The sequence below is a fragment of the Nakamurella endophytica genome, assembly GCF_014646215.1.
Classification (GTDB): Bacteria; Actinomycetota; Actinomycetes; order Mycobacteriales; family Nakamurellaceae; genus Nakamurella; species Nakamurella endophytica.
On record NZ_BMNA01000013.1, the window covers coordinates 50,981 to 64,108 of the forward strand.

12 protein-coding genes, 1 pseudogene and 1 riboswitch are annotated in these 13,128 nt (G+C 74.6%); of the genes and pseudogenes, 5 read left to right on the plus strand and 8 right to left on the minus strand.

The window, feature by feature from the left end:
* Window positions 1-48 precede the first annotated feature (48 nt).
* A complete protein-coding gene (locus tag IEY37_RS18940; RefSeq protein WP_188944432.1) occupies window positions 49-717 on the plus strand; it encodes a class I SAM-dependent methyltransferase in 669 nt (222 codons plus the stop codon).
* Window positions 718-733: 16 nt separating this feature from the next.
* On the opposite strand, the gene IEY37_RS18945 is transcribed toward IEY37_RS18940, so the two are convergent.
* The 3 genes from IEY37_RS18945 to IEY37_RS18955 form a co-directional block, all read right to left on the minus strand.
* The gene (locus tag IEY37_RS18945; RefSeq protein ID WP_188944434.1) at window positions 734-1,291 is read right to left on the minus strand and encodes a DinB family protein; all 558 of its coding nucleotides are present in this window, start codon (window positions 1,289-1,291) and stop codon (window positions 734-736) included.
* Window positions 1,292-1,382: 91 nt separating this feature from the next.
* Window positions 1,383-1,976, minus strand: a complete 594-nt coding sequence (locus IEY37_RS18950; RefSeq protein ID WP_188944436.1) for a GNAT family N-acetyltransferase — start codon at window positions 1,974-1,976, stop codon at window positions 1,383-1,385.
* Between the two features lie 82 nt (window positions 1,977-2,058).
* Window positions 2,059-2,733: a Type 1 glutamine amidotransferase-like domain-containing protein gene (locus IEY37_RS18955; RefSeq protein ID WP_188944438.1), complete on the minus strand. Its 675-nt coding sequence runs from the start codon at window positions 2,731-2,733 to the stop codon at window positions 2,059-2,061.
* Window positions 2,734-2,916: 183 nt separating this feature from the next.
* Between IEY37_RS18955 and IEY37_RS18960 the strand changes: the two genes are divergently transcribed.
* The gene (locus IEY37_RS18960) at window positions 2,917-3,513 is read left to right on the plus strand and encodes an RBBP9/YdeN family alpha/beta hydrolase (RefSeq protein WP_188944440.1); all 597 of its coding nucleotides are present in this window, start codon (window positions 2,917-2,919) and stop codon (window positions 3,511-3,513) included.
* Between the two features lie 157 nt (window positions 3,514-3,670).
* Here the strand turns inward: IEY37_RS18960 and IEY37_RS18965 are convergent, their stop codons facing one another.
* Window positions 3,671-3,925, minus strand: a complete 255-nt coding sequence (locus IEY37_RS18965; RefSeq protein ID WP_188944442.1) for a CBU_0592 family membrane protein — start codon at window positions 3,923-3,925, stop codon at window positions 3,671-3,673.
* Between the two features lie 17 nt (window positions 3,926-3,942).
* Window positions 3,943-4,010: riboswitch (guanidine-III (ykkC-III) riboswitch) on the minus strand.
* Window positions 4,011-4,071: 61 nt separating this feature from the next.
* Window positions 4,072-5,076 carry a TetR/AcrR family transcriptional regulator gene (locus IEY37_RS18970; RefSeq protein ID WP_229674644.1) on the minus strand — a complete coding sequence of 335 codons (1,005 nt, stop codon included), beginning with the start codon at window positions 5,074-5,076 and terminating at the stop codon, window positions 4,072-4,074.
* A 194-nt stretch (window positions 5,077-5,270) separates the two neighbouring features.
* On the opposite strand from IEY37_RS18970, the gene IEY37_RS18975 reads away from it, so the two are divergent.
* The 3 genes from IEY37_RS18975 to IEY37_RS18985 all read left to right on the plus strand — a co-directional run bounded on the left by IEY37_RS18975 (window position 5,271) and on the right by IEY37_RS18985 (window position 9,263).
* The gene (locus IEY37_RS18975) at window positions 5,271-6,233 is read left to right on the plus strand and encodes an ABC transporter ATP-binding protein (RefSeq protein ID WP_188944444.1); all 963 of its coding nucleotides are present in this window, start codon (window positions 5,271-5,273) and stop codon (window positions 6,231-6,233) included.
* A 33-nt stretch (window positions 6,234-6,266) separates the two neighbouring features.
* The gene (locus IEY37_RS18980; protein WP_188944447.1) at window positions 6,267-7,139 is read left to right on the plus strand and encodes an ABC transporter permease; all 873 of its coding nucleotides are present in this window, start codon (window positions 6,267-6,269) and stop codon (window positions 7,137-7,139) included.
* Between the two features lie 192 nt (window positions 7,140-7,331).
* The gene (locus tag IEY37_RS18985) at window positions 7,332-9,263 is read left to right on the plus strand and encodes an ABC1 kinase family protein (protein ID WP_188944449.1); all 1,932 of its coding nucleotides are present in this window, start codon (window positions 7,332-7,334) and stop codon (window positions 9,261-9,263) included.
* A gap of 160 nt (window positions 9,264-9,423) precedes the next feature.
* Here IEY37_RS18985 and IEY37_RS18990 read toward each other — a convergent pair whose 3' ends face one another.
* The 3 genes and pseudogenes from IEY37_RS18990 to IEY37_RS18995 form a co-directional block, all read right to left on the minus strand.
* A complete protein-coding gene (locus IEY37_RS18990) occupies window positions 9,424-10,326 on the minus strand; it encodes a substrate-binding domain-containing protein (RefSeq protein WP_188944451.1) in 903 nt (300 codons plus the stop codon).
* Window positions 10,232-10,546, minus strand: a pseudogene (locus tag IEY37_RS22880) (LacI family DNA-binding transcriptional regulator); the annotation flags it as partial. The gene IEY37_RS18990 and the pseudogene IEY37_RS22880, both read right to left, overlap by 95 nt.
* 104 nt (window positions 10,547-10,650) lie before the next feature.
* Window positions 10,651-13,122 carry an alpha-ketoacid dehydrogenase subunit alpha/beta gene (locus IEY37_RS18995; RefSeq protein WP_188944453.1) on the minus strand — a complete coding sequence of 824 codons (2,472 nt, stop codon included), beginning with the start codon at window positions 13,120-13,122 and terminating at the stop codon, window positions 10,651-10,653.
* Between the last annotated feature and the right edge of the window lie 6 nt (window positions 13,123-13,128).

Consider the following 13,128-nt stretch of genomic DNA (forward strand, 5'->3'; position numbering starts at 1 on the left):
GATCGCCGGGCCGCACCGCTGTCGGACCTGCGCCGTACCGTCCCCGCCGTGACCAGCGCTCCGCACCTCGACACGACACGCCGCGGGTACGACGAGTGGGCGCAGGCCTATCGCGACCACGTCGCCGAGGTCTTCGACGGCGAGATCCTCGACCGCGCCGTGATCGACGCCTTCGCGGAGCTGGTCCGGCGCAGCGGGTGTGGCACGGCCGTGGTCGACGTGGGCTGCGGGCCCGGCCACGTCACCGGCCTGCTGTCCGGCGCGGGTCTGGACGCCCGCGGTGTGGACCTGTCCCCGGCCATGGTCGGGTTGGCCCGGCGGGCCCTCCCGGAGCTGGTGTTCGAGGTGGGATCGGTGCTGCAGCTCGACCTGCCGGACGGCGCGGTGGCCGGGGTGCTGGCGCACTACTCGCTGATCCACCTGCCGCCGGCCGACGTGCCGCGGGCCGTCGCCGAGTGCGCGCGGGTGCTGGCCGCCGGCGGGTACGTGCTGGTGTCCTTCCAGACCCACGACGAGCCAGCGGTCGCCACCGTCCCGTTCGACCACCGCGTCGCTCCCGCCCACCGGTGGTCGATCGACGCGCTGGCCCTGGAACTGGCGCGGGCGGGGCTGGTGGAGGTGTCCCGGATGCGGGAGAGCGCCGACGACCGGCACCGTTTCCCGGCCGGGCACGTGCTGGCCCGCAAGCCCGGTGGCCCCGCTCCCGCGGCGCCGTGACGGCGAGGTCCGCAGGTCACCCGGCGGCCCGTCGCGCCGCCTGCTCGATCCGCGCGCGGTGCTCCGCCCAGTCCTCGGGCGTGCCCGGGGCGTCGGCACCTCCGGTGATCCCTTCCCGCAGGATGTCGGCGTGGCCGGCATGCCGGTACGTCTCCGTGAGGACGTGGACCAGCACGGCGAAGAGGGTGACCTGCGGACGGGGCCACCACGGCACCTGGCCGGGGGCATCGGCCGGCAGCGCCGCGACGGAGGCGTCGGCGTGCGCGCACGCCCGCCGGTAGCCCGCGACGACGTCCGCGCGCGTCTCGTCGTGCCGCACCCACAGCGAGTCCCGGTTGCGGTAGCCCGGGTCGCCGTAGCGCGGGTGTCGCTCCGGGAAGGGCCGGCCCAGGACGTCGCCGAGGTACACCACCTCGGTCAGGGTCAGGTGCCGGACCAGGCCGAGCAGGTTGGTGCCGGTCGCGGTGAGCGGCCGCCGGACGTCGTACTCGGACAGGCCGTCCAGCGTGTCCAGCAGCGACCGGCGCACCCACTGCAGGTCCTCGTGCAGGTGTCCGATGGCGTCGTCGATCACCGACCCACCGTGGCAGCCCGGCGGCCGCGTGGCGACCCGACGCGGTCGGGCACACAGCGCGCCGCGCCGCACGCGCCGTCGCCGGCCAGCGTCACGACGCCGAGGTGGACACGGTGCGGGGCGCGAGGTCGCGCCACTCGCGGGCGAGCACCGCCCAGCCGTCCAGCGTCGTCCACTCGCCCTTGAACCAGTCGGCCTCCAGCTGCCGCGACTCGTGCCGCATGCCCACCCGCCGGAGCAGGCGGGACACCGGGAGGTTGCGCGCATCGCAGGACGCGACCACCCGGTGCGCGCCGGCGTCGTGGAACAGCATGTCCAGCACCGCGCGCAGGGCCTCGCCGGCGATGCCGCGTCCCTGGGCCGCCCGGGCGAGCGTGACGCCGAGCTCGAACGTGTCCGGTTGGCCGGCACACCGGCGCACCGCGACGTCGCCGTGGAGCGGGCCACCGTCGACCGGCCGCACCGCCAGCTGCAGCCACTCCCCGGCGCCCGGGAGCCGGTCGACCGGCTGACCGGCCACGAGCGCCAGGGCGTCGGCGACGCGGTAGTCGGTGTCCCAGGACTGCCACCGCGCCACCTCGGGGTCCTGGCGGTAGCGGACGAAGTCGTCGACGTCGGCCGCCGCGAGCGGCGTGATCCGCAGCCGCGGACTGCGCAGCGGGTAGGGCGCAATCTCTCCGGGCACCACGATCGCCTCCTTGGGCAGCGCTCGGGACCTGCAGACGTCCGACGCCGAGCCGCGTCCCGGGACCGTCCGGCCCGCTGCATCACGGACGCAACAGCGTCCAGCGTCCCTCGGACACCACGTCCACCGCGCCGTCGACCACCCGGAACGCGGTCTCGTCGTCGACGGCGTAGGCCGTGTTCGACAGCCGGGCGGCCCACTTCTCCGCATTCGCCAGCGTGTTCGACGGCAGGTCGGGATGCTCCAGGTGCGGGAACATCGAGAAGTCGACGAGGCCGAGAGTGCTGTCGTCGGCACCGTCGGGCGGCTGCCAGCCGACGAACTCCTCCCCGATCCGGGGCGTCATCACCATGCTGCCGCCGCTCATCCCGACGTAGACGGTGTCGGTCAGCTCGGGCAGCAGATCCGTGAACCCGGACCGGCGCAGCCAGTGGTGCAGGTAGAGCGCGTCGCCGCCGGACACCAGCAGGACGTCCGCCTCGCGGACCAGCGGGACCCACCGCTGCGCGGCGATGTCGGGCAACGCCGTGAGCTCCAGCAGACCGACCGACCGCCAACCCAGCTCGGTCATCGGGTTCTCCGAACGACCGCTGACGAACCGCCACACCTCCTCGCCCGGACCGGCGTGCGGATGCCCGTACATGGCGGTCGGGATGCACAGCGCCGTGCACTCCCCGATCGGCCGACCGAGCAGATCGAGCAGTGCCCGGTGGATCGACGGGTTCTTGACGCCCGCGGACGTCAGCAGCAGCCGCACCTGGCCCTCCGTTCGACGACGATCCCTCCCCGGCCGCGTCGGGGTGGGGCGGATGCGGCCGGGGCGCCGCGACGGGAAAGGTAGCGCCCACCGGCGGGGATGGCGCGTCGACCCGTCCGCCGTCGGCCGAGCGTGACGACCGGGCAGCACGGTGCACCGAGTGGCCGCTGTTACGGTGCGCCGATGTCCGACCCCGAGACACCGCCGCCCCGCCGGGCTGTCGTCGTGCACGGCTACCAGGCGGCGCCCGACCGGCACTGGTTCCCGTGGCTGGCCCGCGAGCTCGGCGCCCAGGGCATCGCGGTGACCGTCGTGGCGCTGCCGGACAGCGACCACCCGGACGTCCGCTCCTGGTCCGAGGCGGTCGCCGCGGCGGTGGGCCGGGTGGACGCCGGGACCTGGCTGATCGGGCACAGCCTGGGCTGCGTCACGGTGCTGCGCCACCTCGGCGGGCTGGCCGGGCCGTGGTCCGCGGCCGGGGTCGTGCTGGTCGCCGGGTTCGCCGAGCCGCTGGCGTCGGTGCCGGAGCTGGCCTCGTTCCTCGCCGAACCACTCGCCCCGGACGCGTGCCGGAGGATCGCCGACCGGGTGCCGGTGCGGCGGATGATCCGGTCGGACGCCGACGTCTTCGTCCCGGCCGACGCCTCGGACCGACTGGCCGCCGCGATCGGAGCGCCGGTCACCGTCGTGCCGGGCGCCGGCCACTTCATGGGCTCGGACGGGGTCACCGAGTTCCCACTGGTGCGTGACCTCGTCAGCGGCCGCGAGCGGTCGCTCTAGCTGGTCGTACCCGGTTCGGCAGGACAGCTCTCGGCCACCGGTGCTCGGGACCGCCATCCACCGCCACGGTTCCGCTCGCACTCGCGCGACACCCGCTGCCGGTCGGCAGCTGTGCCGAGCTGTCGGACGAGCCCGGTGGCTCCGCCGCCCGGCGTCCTCAGTGCCCGGTCGGGCGCGGCGACCGGCCGCGCAGCACGGCGACCAGACCCGCGGCCGACACCAGCGCCCACACCCCTTCGAGCAGCAGGAAGCCCCACTGTCGGGTCAGCACGGCCTCGACGGCCAGGATCGACGAACCGGCGACGTTGAGCACCAGGTACCGCCTCGACTGCGGGTCCATCCACCCGCGCTGCGCGGCGGCGAAGGCGACGAGCACCAGCAGCGACCCGACGACCTGCACGAGCTGTCCCACGACGGCATCCCTCCAGGGGAGCGTCGTCTTGGCGGACCGGGTACGGCGCACATCTCGTCCGGGACCGCACGAACCGTGGGTCCGGCCCAGGATCCCACGGCCCGGCAGCCCCGGCGGGGAGACACCGGTCACCGCGGCGCACGGCGTCAGCGCGCCGAGCGCCCCTCCTCCGCCGCCGCCCGCTCGACGGCCCGGTCGATGCGTTCCCGCTCCTGACGCTGCAGCTCGCGCAGTCGGTGCTCGGCCTCGCGGCGCTGCTGCACGGCGGCGCGCACCTCCGGATCCTTGGCCGCCGCGCGCAACTGCTGCTCGGACGGCGCCCGACCGCGCCGGCCGCCCTGCCCACCGGCCGCCACGGACACCGCGGGCGACCCGACCGCCCGTCCCGCCTCCCGCTCCGCGACGACGTGCTCGACCCCGTCCAGCAGGCGCTCGACCCCGAAGTCGAACTCGGCCTGCATGACGGCCCCGCCGGGCGACCCCTGTCCGCCGCCGCCGTACCCACCGGCCCGGACGACCGGCGCCAAGGCGGGGAACCGCTCGTCGGTGATGAACGAGCCCAGCGCGGCCGGCGTCAGCGGCGGCTCGGCCCCGGCGGCCCGGCCGGCGACGATCTCGGCCTCGTACCCACCCAGGATCCGCGCGAGCCCGGTGAGCGACAGCAGCGCCGCCAGCTTCTCCTCGGTGGTCAGCGGCAGCGGCGCCATCGCGGTTAGGGTGTAGTCGACGAACCACAGGTTGTTCGGAGTGAGCGGCACGCCGCGGATCGGGCTGCGCGCCACCCACGGGTGCGCCCGGACGACGGCCATGCAGGCGTCCACCAGCGCCCGCATCGCCGGACGCCACGGCGCCCCGACTTCGGGGCGACCCAGTCCCGGGACCGCGTAGACGGCGTCCTCCATGAGCAGCAGGAGGTCGTCCTTGCTGGTCACGTACCGGTACAGGGACATGGTGGTGAAGCCCAGGGCCGACGCCACCCTGGCCATGGACACGGCGCCGAGCCCGTCGGTGTCGGCGATCTCGATGGCCGCGTCGACGATCCGCTCGATCGTGAGCTCCCGCTTGGGCCCCCGCTGCGGGGCCTCGGCCATGCCCCAGGTCAGCGCGATGGCGTGCGGCAGCGCGACCTCGTCGCCGTCCTGCTCGGTCACGCCGCCTCCCCCGCATCCACCACCGCGACCCCCGGAACGAGGGCCGGCTCCGCGCCGAGCCTGCCAGGCCCGCGGCGGGCATTGACAGCTCCCCGGGAAACTGTGTAAGACTGACACAGTGTGTATGCCCTACACAGTGGACGCCGTACACACTCATCCGTCGCTGCCCCACGCCGCCGTCGATCGGAGTCCCCGTGTCCGTCCCGTCCAGCACCGCGTCCCGTCCGGCCGTCGAGATCCGGGGACTGGTCAAGTCGTTCGGCACGCAGCCGGTGCTCGCCGGCGTCGACCTGGCCGTTGCACCCGGCGAGGTCGTCGCGCTGCTCGGCCGCAACGGCGCCGGCAAGACCACCCTGCTGTCGATCCTGGCGACGCTGCTGCAGCCCGACGCCGGCACGGCCACGGTCTGCGGGCACGACGTCGTCACCGACCCGGTCGCCGTCCGCCGGTCGCTGAGCCTGACCGGGCAGTTCGCCGCCGTGGACGAGGTGCTCACCGGCGAGGAGAACCTCCGGATGCTCGCCGAGCTCGCCGGCTGGTCGACCCGGGACGCACGGCGGGTGGCAGCCGCGGCGCTGGACCGCTTCGGCCTCGCGGACGCCGGCCGGCGGCGCGCCGGGACCTACTCCGGCGGCCTGCGGCGACGCCTCGACCTGGCGCTCGGCCTGGTCTCCCAGCCGACCGTGCTGGTGCTGGACGAGCCGACGACCGGGCTCGACCCGGCCAGCCGGCGGGACGTCCACGAGCAGGTCGAGCAGCTGGCGGCGGCCGGGACCACGGTGCTGCTGACCACCCAGTACCTCGAGGAGGCCGATCGGCTGGCCGACCGGGTGGCCGTGCTCGAGGACGGGCGCATCGTGGCGGAGGGCGCGCCCGCCCAGCTCAAGTCGCGGGTCGGCACCGAGGTGGTCGAGCTGCGCGACGCTGCCGGCCGGGTGGTCGCGGAGCGGCCGTCCGACGGCACCGCCGGCGACGTCCGGCGGATCCTGACCGACTGCCTCGGCGGGACCGGCGCTGTCGGCGGTCCGGACCGCGAGGCCGCGTACCGCGTGGACATCCGCCGCCCGTCGCTGGACGACGTCCTGTTCGCCCTCACCGGCGACCGCTCCGCCGATCCGGCACCCGCACGTGCCGGACACCCCGCACCGGTGGCCTGACGCCGCCGGCCCGATCCCCTCGAGGAGACCGCCGTGAGCAGCCTGTCCGTCCCGCCCCCGATCCCCTTCCGGGCCCCGACCGTCGGGCCGCTGCGCAGCGGCTGGGTCTTCGTCCGGCGCAGCGCCCGGCACTCGCTGCGGAACGTCGAGACCCTGCTGATGGGCCTGATGCTGCCCGTGGTGCTGATGCTGCTGTTCACCTTCGTCTTCGGCGGGGCCTTCGACATCGGCCCCGCCGGCCCGGTCGGCTCGGTCGGCTCGGTCGGCCCGGTCGGCTCCGGCGCGGGTCACCGCGAGCTCTACGCGACCTACGTCACGCCCGGGATCGTCCTGCTGTGCGCCGGTTTCGGTGCGGCGGGCACGGCGGTCGAGGTGGCGCAGGACCTGTCGACAGGATGGGTGGACCGGCTGCGCACCCTGCCCGTCCGGAGCGCCGGCGTCGTGACCGGTGCCGTGGTGGCCAGTCTCGTCCGCAACCTCCTGGCCACCGGTGTGGTGGTCGGGGTCGGCCTGCTCGTCGGGTTCCGGCCGACGGCCGGCGTCCTGCACTGGCTGGCGGCCGTGGGCCTGATCGCCCTGTTCGTGCTGGCCATCACCTGGCTCTACGCGGCGATCGGCCTGGTGGCCGGCAGTCCCCAGGCAGCCAGCGCGTACGGGTTCGTGCTGCTGTTCCTGCCCTACCTGTCGAGCGCCTTCGTGCCCACCTCGACGATGCCCGCGGTGCTGAGCTGGATCGCCGACCACCAGCCGGTGACCCCGGTGATCGACACGCTGCGGGCGCTGCTCACCGGCGCCCCGGCCCGCGCGGGATCCGGGTGGGTGGCCGTCCTGTGGTGCGTCGGCATCTCGGTCGCGGCGGCCCTGTGGGCCGGGTGGCTGTTCCGGCACCGCGCGGGCCGCCGCTGACGATCCACCCGCTGCACCCCTGCGCCGGTGCCCGGCGGGCCCCCGCACCGATCGCGGTCCGGCGCGCGGTGGGGCAGCGGCTGCAGCGGCTGGGGTGACTGGGGCGACCGGGGCGGCTGCGGCGGCTGCGGCACCACCGGCCGCCGCGGTCGATCACTGGACTTCACCCGCTCGGCCACTCACAGTGAATGCATGTCGCTCTGGGACGCCGTCTTCGGCATCATCTTCCTGCTGGTGGTCGGGTTCCTCTCGGGCCGCATCCTGGGTGTGCGACGCGGCGCGGTGCGTTCCCTGGTCGCCGGTGTCCTGGGTTCGCTGATCGGCGTCACGGTCGCCGGCGTGGTCGTCGAACACGCCCGGACCGCCCGGGCCATCGCGGATCTGGACATCGCCGACTTCGGGTTCGCGCTGCTGGCCACGATGGTGATGAGCATCGTGCTGGAGGTGTTGCTGCGGCCGCGACGGGACCGCAAGCGGCTGTCGACGCGGGCGCGCCTGCGGGCCGCCGTCACGGTGGGCGGGCGGCTCTGGGAGGTGTCGCGGATCGCGCGGCGGCACGGGCTCGCGGGACGACGGGTGGTGTCCCGCAACACCGCGGCCACCCCGGAGACGGCCCTGCGGGTCCGGCTGTTCCTGGAGGACTGCGGCGGGATCTTCGTCAAGTTCGGCCAGATCGCGTCGACCCGCTCGGATCTGCTGTCCGCGCCGATGGTCGCCGAGCTGGCGGAGCTGCAGTCGTCGGTGCGGCCGATCCCCGTCGACGACGTCCTCGAACAGATCCACCGCACGCTCGATGCACCCGTCGCCCAGACCTTCGCGCGGTTCGACCGCGAACCGCTGGCGGCGGCCTCGATCGGCCAGACGCACACGGCCGTCCTGCCCGACGGGCGCCCCGTCGTCGTCAAGGTCCGCCGCCCGGACGTCGAGGTGGGCCTGGCCCGGGACGCCGCGGTCCTGCGGTGGGCCACCCGGGTCGTCAGCCGCCGATCGGCGGCCGCCCGCACGTTGGGGCTGGAACGACTGGCCCAGGAGCTGGTGCAGTCCGTCGAGTCCGAGCTCGACTTCGTCCACGAGGCGGCCAACGGCCGGGCGTTGCGAGCGGTGCCGGCGCCGGACGGCGTCAGCGTCCCGGCGGTCGTCACGGAGCTGACCTCCGAGGCCGTGCTGGTGCTGGAGCGGGTGGACGGCCGGCCGCTGTCCGACACGGCGGCGGTGGACGCCACGCCGGTGGCCCGCCCGGTCCTCGCCGACCGGCTCTTCCAGTCCTTCTTGACACAGATGCTGCAAGCCGGCGTGTTCCACGCGGACCCCCATCCCGGCAACATCCTCATCGACCGCGCGGGGACGCTGTGGTTCATCGACTTCGGGGCCGTCGGCATCCTGGACCCGATCACCCTGGAGGCCGTCCACCTGATGGGCGCCGGCATCGGCACCGGCGAGCCGGCCCTGGTGGCCCGGGCGCTCCGCTCGCTGGCCGGGCCCGCCGGTGAGTCGCTCGACCTGCAGGCGGTGACCGTCGAACTGAGCCAGTTGCTCTCGGAACAGTTGCACGGCGGCGGGTTCGACCCCCGGAGCCTGCAGCGCATCATCGAGCTGATGGGCCGGCACGGCATCCCGGTGCCGCCGGCCCTCACCGTGCTGGCCCGCGCGCTGCTCACGCTCGAGGGCACCCTGCGGGTGCTGGACTCGCGATTCCAGCTCGCCGGCGCCGCGGCCGCGCACCTCCGTGGCGCCCTGGACGTGTCCGCCGGCAGTCTCCGCAGCGTGCTCGAGCGGGAGGCCATGCGGACGCTGCCGTCCCTGCGGGCCCTGCCGGGCCTGGTCGAGGACATCGCCCTGCAGGTGCGGTCCGGTCGGCTGGCCGTGCAGGTCGACCCGCTGTCGGCCACCGCACGGCACGCAGCCACCCAGTGGGTCGACGGCATGCTGTTCGCCGCGGTGGCCGCCGTCGGGCTGCTGTCCTCCACCGCCATGCTGGTCGGCGCGGTGTTCGCCGGTGACCGGTCCGGCGTCGGCGTGCTGCAGGCCGTGGGCTACATCGGGCTGGTGCTCTCCTCGGTCATGCTGATGCGGGTGGTGGCGCAGATCCTGCGCCGGCGCGACGAACCACCGCCCGCGCGCTGATCCGGGACCGTCGCCGCGAACCCGGACGCCGGGTCGCCGGGCTCCGCGCCGCGGACCTGTTCCCGCCGCCGGGACCCGAGATGTTCTGACCGGCACGCTCTGCGGCAGACGGCGGACCGGTGCGGCCCGTCCGGGGCGCCGACCCTGGGGTACCGATCCGTCACGGCGCCGCCGGCGGCCGCGAGACCGACGCACGCTCGACCAGGCGTTGCGGGAGCACGACGACCCGCGGGTCGGCCACCGCACCCTCGATCCGGTCGATGAGCAGAGCCGCCTGCGCGCCGATGTCGCGCATGGGCTGCGACATCACCGTGATCCCCGGCGCCGCGACGTCCGTCCAGTCGGCATTGTCGAACACCACCAGGGACAGCTGTCCCGGTATGTCCATCGACAGGTCGCGAGCCGCCCGGAACAGGGCCAGACCGATCCGGCTGTCCGAGGCGATGACGGCCGTCGGCCGGTCGGACCGGGTCAGGAAGGTGCGGGCATCGGCCTGGATGCTGGTCCGGTCGACCTTCAGCCGGACCATTCCGTCGACAGAGGGCAGACCGACCGCCGCGAGCGCGTCCAGGTACCCGCTGACCCGGTCGGCCACCGGGGTGGACGGGATGAAGTCGCCGGCGCGGTACCGCCCGTCGAAGGGCAGCGAGGACAGGAAGCCGATCGCCCGGTGGCCGTCGTCGAGCAGCACCGAGGTCAGCCGGCGTGATGCCTCCCGGTCGTCACTGATCACGGCATCCGCCGCGACGCCCGGGACGAGCCGGTCGATGAGCACGACAGGTCGCCCCGATCCTGCGATCGTCTCGACCGCACGGTTGCGGTGCGCCGCGAGGGGGGTCGGGGCGATCAGGTGGCCGTCCACCTGCTGACCGAGGAGCACGCGCACGGCAGGTATCTCCTGCTCGGCGTCCTCGTCGGAGTTCGACAGCAGCAGGTTGTACCCGCGCCGCCGCGCGCTGCGCCGCCGACACCACGCGGGCCCTGGTGACTTCGCTGACGTGGCCGTCGTTGCCGAGCACGCGGGCGGCCGTCGCCTTCGACACCCGGGCAGCCGACGCGACATCGCTGACCGTCACCGCCCCGGACTCCGAGCCGACCACGCCGCGCCCCCATCGTCCGACCGAGCACGAGACCGGTCGCAGCGGAACGGCCGACGCACCGCTGACGTCGGGACCCCAGGCACCCCGGTCAGGAGTGTTACGCGCCGGGTACGACGCGGACGTGATCGCGGTGACGGCCGACCCCGTCCGGGACATCTCGGTGCTGTCCACCCCGGCGAACATCGCACAGGTCCGGAAGGGCGGGCAGGCGCAGAAGCAGCCGGCGCTCCCGGTGGGTGAGACCGGCTGGCGTCGGTGCCGGCGCCCTGCGCGGACCGCCGCCGCTCTCACACGCCGCGGCGCGCCCGGTCCAGCAGTGCCCCGGCGCCGGCCCGGCGGTGCGGCACGTGTCCGGGCAGCGGCACGATGTGCTCGCTGACCGCATCCAGGATCGCCGGGACGCCCGGGAAGAACGCCGATTCCAGCTCCGCGGGCGGCGTGATCCAGTTCGGCGCGCCCACGACGACCGGTGGGGCGTCCAGGCTGTCGAACGCCACGGTGGTGACGTCGGCGGCCACCGTCTGCAGGAAGCTGCCCCGGGTGCACGCGTCGGACACGAGCACCAGCCGGCCGGTGCGCTCGACGGACGCGACGACGGGTGCCAGGTCCAGCGGGACCAGCGAGCGCGCGTCGATCACCTCCGCCGAGAGCCCGAACCGCTCCTGCAGCACCTGGGCCGCCTCCAGGACGCGGCCCAGCACCGCGCCGACGCTCAGCACGGTCAGGTCCGTGCCGGCCCGCACGGTGTGCGGCGCACCGATCGGGATCCGGTAGTACCCGGCCGGGACGCCGTCGGGTCGCAGGGTCTCGACCGTGTCGTAGAGCCGCTGGCTCTCCAGGAAGACGACCGGGTCGCTGCCCGACAGCGCGCTGGACAGCAGGCCCTTGGCGTCGTAGGGCGTGGCCGGGTAGACCACCTGCAGCCCGGGGACGTGCGCCGCCATCGCGCTCCAGTCCTGCGAGTGCTGCGCGCCGTACTTGGACCCGACGCTGATCCGCAGCACCACCGGCATGGCGAGCTGGCCCCCGCTCATCGCCTGCCACTTGGCCAGCTGGTTGAAGACCTCGTCGCCGGCCCGGCCGAGGAAGTCGCTGTACATCAGCTCGACGACCGGCCGGGAGCCGGCCATCGCGGCGCCCACCGCGGTGCCGACGATCGCCGCCTCGGAGATCGGCGCGTTGAACAGCCGGTGGTAGGGCAACAGCTCGGTGAGCCCCCGGTAGACCCCGAAAGCGCCGCCCCAGTCGCGGTTCTCCTCGCCGTAGAGGATCACCCGGCCGTCCGCGGCGGCGTGCGCGGCCAGCGCCTCGAACAGGGCGTCGCGGAACTGCACCGCCTTGGTGCCGGACAGCACCGCACCGGCCTCGCCGCCGCCGGACCGGGACTTGCGGGCGATCGCCCGCACCCGTGGGTTCTCCGCGAGCGGCGCCGACAGGTCGCCGGGCGCGGTCACCGACAGGTCCGTGGTGCGTCCGGAGAACATCACCCGCTCGACGGCGGACGGGTCGGCCGCGAGGTCCAGGCGGGCGGACGCGGTGGCGTCGACCACCAGCTCCACCACCTCCGCCAGCCTGCGGTCCGCGTCCTCGGCCAGCCGGCGGTCCTCGTCGGGCGTCAGCACCCCGGCGTCGACCAGCTCGCCGGCGTAGCACCGCAGCGGGTCGACGTCGCGCCAGAGCTGCACCTCCTCGGGCGTCCGGTAGGACGAGGCGTCCGACGGCGAGTGGCCGGTGAAGCGATAGGTCTGGCAGTCCAGCAGCACCGGCCCGTCGCCGGCCTCCAGCACCGCCCTGGCGCGTTCGACGGCGTCGAGGACGGCGAGCGGGTTGGTGCCGTCCACCGTCTCGGCGTGCATGGCCCTGGGGTCGACGCCCAGCGCGACGCGGGCGACCCGGTCGTACCCCATGGTTTCGCCGGCGGTCTGACCGCCCATGCCGTAGAAGTTGTTGTTCACGAAGAACAGCACCGGCAGGCCGCCGCGGTGGCCCGGCTCCCACAGCGTGCGCAGCTGCCCCATGGCCGCGAAGTTGAACGACTCCCACACCGGTCCGCAGCCGGTGGCGGCGTCCCCGATGTTGGCGACGGTGATCCCGGGCAGCCCGGCGACCCGGCGGTGCAGCGCCGCCCCGGTGGCGATCGGCGCGGAGCCGCCGACGATGGCGTTGTTGGGGAAGATGCCGAACGGCACGAAGAAGGCGTGCATGCTGCCGCCCAGTCCGAGGTTGAAACCGGTTTCCTTGGCAAAGATCTCGGCGAGCAGCCCGTACAGCAGGAACTGCTCGGCACGCTCGTGCTGGTCCCGGGCGGCCAGTCGCGCCGCGACCGGCGCCAGCACGGCGCCGTCGCGGTACCCGGTCATGATCTTGTCGAGTTCCGGCTCGTCCAGCGCGTCGATGGCGGCCAGGCCCTTGGCGATCACCTCGCCGTGGCTGCGGTGGCTGCCGAAGACGTGGTCGTCCACCAGCAGCCCGCGGGCCTGGCCGACCGCGGCGGCCTCCTGGCCGATCGACAGGTGCGCCGGACCGGCGTGCGTGTAGCGCAGGCCGTGCCACTCGCCCTGCCGCTTGACGGAGTCGAGCATGGTCTCGAAGCCGCGCACCAGGTACATGTCGCGCAGCACGCGGACGAGCCGGTCGGCGCCGCGGCGCTCGATCTCGTCCGCCAGCGGCCGGGCGTAGGCGTTGACCGGGATCTCGGGTGCGACCAGCCGGCCGCCGGCGCGGACGACGGCCGGGTCGACCAGCAGGTCACGGGGCATCGATCG